Raw genomic sequence first — 839 nt, 5'->3', positions numbered from 1 at the left:
TAGGCTCAGGACCTATTAATTTCTCTTGATCTGTGATTCACGGTCTCCATTGAAGGAGGCTTTGATGGGTGATTTGTTTTTGTTGAGCAAGCGCCAGATGGCGCGGATATCGCCGCATTTCCCTTTGTCGCACGGCGTTCCTCGCGTCGATGACCGGCGGGTGGTGAGCGGCATCGTCTATGTGATCCGCAACGGTTTGCGGTGGAAGGACGCGCCTGCCGGCTACGGTCCGCACAAGACGTTGTACAACCGCTTCATCCGCTGGAGCCGGCTCGGTGTCTTCAACCGGATCTTCTCGGCTTTGGCGGGAGAGGGGCCGAGACCCGAACGCATCATGATCGACGCGACCCATCTGAAGGCTCACCGGACGGCGGCGAGCCTTCTAAAAAAGGGGATGTTCCCCGACGTATCGGACGCACCAAAGGCGGCCTGAACTCCAAGCTCCATGCCGTCTGCGACGGGGATGGCCGGCCTTTGATCCTGTCTTTGTCACAGGGGCAGATGAGCGATTACAATGGTGCCGCCCTGATGCTGCCGGCGTTCCCGGCCGCCAAATCACTGCTCGCCGACAAGGGGTACGACGCCGACTGGTTCCGCGCCGCCCTCGCCATCCGGGGTATCAAAGCCTGTATTCCCTCGCGCGCCAAGCGAAAGAAACCGATCCCACACGACGCCGTCCTCTATCGCCAGCGCCACAAGATCGAAATCATGTTCGGGCGGCTCAAGGACTGGCGGCGCATTCACACCCGCTACGATCGTTGCGCCCACACCTTCTTCTCGGCCATCTGCATCGCAGCCGCCGTCATCTTCTGGCTCTGATCAATGAGTCCTGAGCCTAG

Annotated in this window: 1 protein-coding gene; it reads left to right on the top strand. The window is 60.2% G+C overall.

Translation table 11 applies throughout. The annotated features are described in order from the left end of the window. The first annotated feature begins 64 nt into the window (after window positions 1-64). Window positions 65-819 (top strand): IS5 family transposase gene (locus tag VSX60_RS22430; RefSeq protein WP_327626443.1). Its coding sequence is split into 2 segments (ribosomal slippage): window positions 65-398 and window positions 398-819, totalling 756 coding nucleotides; the frame shifts between segments, so codons are not numbered across the junction. Window positions 820-839: the final 20 nt, after the last annotated feature.

Source organism: Aurantimonas sp. A3-2-R12, from assembly GCF_036016755.1.
GTDB lineage: Bacteria > Pseudomonadota > Alphaproteobacteria > Rhizobiales > Rhizobiaceae > Aurantimonas > Aurantimonas coralicida_A.
The sequence above is the reverse complement of the archived record's forward strand: the minus strand, read 5'-3'. Positions and strand labels throughout refer to the sequence as shown.